This window comes from Enterobacter cloacae complex sp. GF14B, assembly GCF_004136805.1.
Lineage (GTDB): Bacteria > Pseudomonadota > Gammaproteobacteria > Enterobacterales > Enterobacteriaceae > Enterobacter > Enterobacter hormaechei_C.
Genome location: NZ_QFRV01000173.1, coordinates 1 through 3,274 on the forward strand (window position 1 = coordinate 1; position 3,274 = coordinate 3,274).

Annotated in this window: 6 protein-coding genes; all 6 read left to right on the top strand. The window is 57.7% G+C overall.

Translation table 11 applies throughout. From position 1 onward, the window contains the following. On the top strand, positions 1-96 hold a 96-nt coding region (locus DD606_RS24235), incomplete at its 5' end, for a hypothetical protein (protein WP_176691476.1). 12 nt (positions 97-108) lie between these two features. Then, the gene (gene srlB, locus DD606_RS24240; RefSeq protein ID WP_022651730.1) at positions 109-471 is read left to right on the top strand and encodes a PTS glucitol/sorbitol transporter subunit IIA; all 363 of its coding nucleotides are present in this window, start codon (positions 109-111) and stop codon (positions 469-471) included. Between the two features lie 14 nt (positions 472-485). Then, positions 486-1,265 carry a sorbitol-6-phosphate dehydrogenase gene (gene srlD / locus DD606_RS24245; RefSeq protein ID WP_032610012.1) on the top strand — a complete coding sequence of 260 codons (780 nt, stop codon included), beginning with the start codon at positions 486-488 and terminating at the stop codon, positions 1,263-1,265. A gap of 67 nt (positions 1,266-1,332) precedes the next feature. Next, positions 1,333-1,692 (top strand): transcriptional regulator GutM, encoded by a 360-nt coding sequence (gutM, locus tag DD606_RS24250; RefSeq protein WP_023323656.1) that lies wholly within the window; start codon positions 1,333-1,335, stop codon positions 1,690-1,692. A 63-nt stretch (positions 1,693-1,755) separates the two neighbouring features. Next, positions 1,756-2,529 carry a DNA-binding transcriptional repressor gene (locus DD606_RS24255; protein WP_022651731.1) on the top strand — a complete coding sequence of 258 codons (774 nt, stop codon included), beginning with the start codon at positions 1,756-1,758 and terminating at the stop codon, positions 2,527-2,529. Then, on the top strand, positions 2,522-3,274 hold a 753-nt coding region (gene gutQ / locus DD606_RS24260), incomplete at its 3' end, for an arabinose-5-phosphate isomerase GutQ (protein ID WP_129259344.1). The genes DD606_RS24255 and gutQ, both read left to right, overlap by 8 nt.

The following is a 3,274-nucleotide window of genomic DNA, read 5'->3' on the forward strand; positions in this document are numbered from 1 at the left end:
CGCGTGGGCGTGCCGTCCGTGCTGGTCAGCCGCTTCCTGACGGGCGCGCCGACGGTGCTGATTGCCTGGTTTGTTTCCGGCTTTATTTATCAATAAGAGGTGCCTGCCATGACTGTGATTTACCAGACAACCATTACCCGCATCGGCCAGAGCGCGGCGGATGCGCTGAGCGACCAGATGCTGATCACCTTCCGCGAAGGCGCCCCGGCAGATATCGAAGAGTTTTGCTTTATCCACTGCCACGGCGAGCTGAACGGCGAGCTAAAGGCAGGGAGCCAGCTACAGCTGGGCGAGGCGCGCTATGCCGTGACCGCCGTCGGCGACGTCGCTGAACAAAACCTGCGCGAGCTGGGGCACATCACCTTGCGTTTCGACGGCCAGCCGCAGGCGGAATATCCCGGTACGGTTCACGTAGTGGGCCCGGTTCCGCAGGCTGTGACCCCAGGCTGCACGTTAAAATTTATTTCGTAATAAAGGAGAGACACATGAGTCAGGTTGCCGTTGTCATTGGTGGGGGACAAACCTTAGGCGAGTTCCTCTGCCATGGGCTTGCCGCAGAGGGCTACCGCGTGGCGGTCGTGGATATTCAGAGTGAGAAAGCCGCCCGCGTAGCGGACGCCATCAACACCGAGTTTGGCGAAGGGATGGCGTACGGATTTGGTGCGGACGCCACCAGCGAGCAGAGCGTGATGGCGCTGGCCCGCGGCGTGGACGAGATATTTGGGCATATCGACCTGCTGGTCTACAGCGCGGGGATTGCGAAAGCGGCGTTTATCAGCGATTTCGAGCTGGGGGATTTTGACCGCTCGTTGCAGGTGAATCTGGTGGGCTATTTCCTCTGCGCCCGCGAATTTTCCCGTCTGATGATCCGCGACGGTATTCAGGGTCGCATCATTCAGATCAACTCAAAATCGGGGAAAGTGGGCAGCAAGCACAACTCCGGCTACAGCGCGGCGAAGTTTGGCGGCGTCGGGCTGACGCAGTCTCTGGCGCTGGATCTGGCCGAATACGGCATTACCGTTCACGCGCTGATGCTGGGTAACCTGCTGAAATCCCCGATGTTCCAGTCCCTGCTGCCGCAGTACGCCGCCAAACTTGGCATCAAAGCTGAAGAAGTGGAGCAGTACTACATCGACAAAGTGCCGCTCAAGCGCGGGTGCGACTATCAGGACGTGCTGAACATGCTGCTGTTTTACGCCAGCCCGAAAGCCTCGTACTGCACCGGACAGTCGATTAACGTCACCGGTGGGCAGGTGATGTTCTGATCGAGCAGGGTGATGCCCTCACCCTCCCCCTCTCCCACCGGGAGAGGGAATATAACAAGGAGCCGATATGGTAACCGCACTCATCACCGTCGCCGCCCTCGCCTGGATCTGCCAGATGGCGTTTGGCGGCTGGCAGATCTACCAGTTTAACCGCGCCTTTGATGCGTTGTGTCAGAAGGGACGCGTCGGCGTCGGGCGTTCCGGGGGGCGCTTTAAGCCGCGCGTGGTGGTTGCCGTTGCGCTGGATGAACACAACCGGGTGAGCGATTCCCTCATCATGCGCGGCGTAACGGTGTTTGCCCGTCCGACCAAAATTCAGGCGATCAACGGCATTTCGCTGCATGAATTACAACCTGATGTGATCTTCCCCCATGATTCACTCTGTCAGAATGCACTATCATTAGCGCTTAATCTGAAACATGGATAATTTCGTTGTGAAAGTTATAAACTTGCGGAATTATCATTTCGCAACGTAAGGAACGAAGCGCCTATGAAACCACGTCAGCGGCAGGCGGCCATACTTGAGCATCTGCAAAAGCAGGGAAAGTGCTCGGTAGAGGATCTGGCCCACTACTTTGACACCACCGGCACGACAATACGCAAGGACCTGGTGTTGCTCGAAAACTCCGGCGCCGTCATTCGTACCTACGGCGGCGTGGTGCTCAATAAAGACGAAGCCGACCCGCCTATCGACCACAAAACGCTGATCAATACTCACCAGAAAGCGCTGATTGCCGAAGCCGCCGTCAAATTTATCCATGACGGCGATTCCATTATCCTCGACGCAGGCAGTACTGTCCTACAGATGATCCCGCTGCTCAGCCGCTTTAATAACATCACCGTGATGACCAACAGCCTGCACATCGTCAATGCCCTGTCAGAGTTCGACAGCGAGCAGACCATCCTGATGCCCGGTGGCACCTTCCGTAAAAAATCGGCGTCGTTTCACGGGCAGCTGGCGGAGAATGCCTTCGACCACTTCAGCTTCGATAAGCTGTTTATGGGCACCGACGGCATCGACCTCAACGCGGGCGTGACTACCTTCAACGAGGTGTTCAGCGTCAGCAAAGCGATGTGCAACGCCGCACGGGAAGTGATTTTGATGGCGGACTCGTCGAAGTTTGGCCGTAAAAGCCCCAACATTGTCTGTAGCCTTGAAAGCGTCGATAAGCTGATTACCGACGCAGGTATCGATCCGGCATTTAAAAAAGCGCTGGAAGCGAAGGGCATCGACGTGATCGTAACCGGAGAGAAAAATGAGTGATTTTCTGTTAAACGCAGGCCGTCAGACCCTGCTGCTGGAGCTACAGGAAGCCAGCCGCCTGCCGGAGCGTCTGGGTGAGGATTTTGTTCGTGCAGCCAACACCATTATCCACTGCGAGGGTAAAGTGATCGTGGCGGGTATCGGTAAATCCGGTCATATCGGCAAGAAGATTGCCGCGACGCTTGCCAGCACCGGCACCCCGGCGTTCTTTGTGCATCCTGCCGAAGCGCTGCACGGCGATCTGGGGATGATCGAAAGCCGCGACGTGATGCTGTTTATCTCCTACTCCGGTTCAGCCAAAGAGCTGGATCTCATCATCCCTCGCCTGCAAGAAAAATCGGTGGCCCTGTTAGCGATGACCGGCAAATCCCGATCGCCGCTGGCGCTGGCCGCGAAAGCAACGCTGGATATTTCCGTTGAGCGCGAAGCCTGTCCGATGCACCTGGCACCGACCTCCAGCACCGTCAACACCCTGATGATGGGCGACGCGCTGGCAATGGCGGTGATGCAGGCGCGCGGTTTTAATGAGGAAGATTTCGCCCGCTCCCATCCTGCGGGCGCGCTTGGGGCACGTCTGCTCAACAAGGTTCACCACCTGATGCGCACCGACGATGCCATTCCTCAGGTCAAACTCGACACCAGCGTGATGGACGCCATGCTGGAGCTGAGCCGCACCGGGCTGGGGCTGGTTGCGGTATGCGACAATGACCGCCAGGTGAAGGGCGTCTTCACCGACGGCGACCTG

Excerpts from the sequence above, each read along its gene's own strand:
- srlB (WP_022651730.1), top strand. The coding sequence starts at position 109 with ATGACTGTGATTTACCAGACAACCATTACCCGCATCGGCCAGAGCGCG.
- srlD (WP_032610012.1), top strand. The coding sequence starts at position 486 with ATGAGTCAGGTTGCCGTTGTCATTGGTGGGGGACAAACCTTAGGCGAG.
- gutM (WP_023323656.1), top strand. The coding sequence starts at position 1,333 with ATGGTAACCGCACTCATCACCGTCGCCGCCCTCGCCTGGATCTGCCAG.
- DD606_RS24255 (WP_022651731.1), top strand. The coding sequence starts at position 1,756 with ATGAAACCACGTCAGCGGCAGGCGGCCATACTTGAGCATCTGCAAAAG.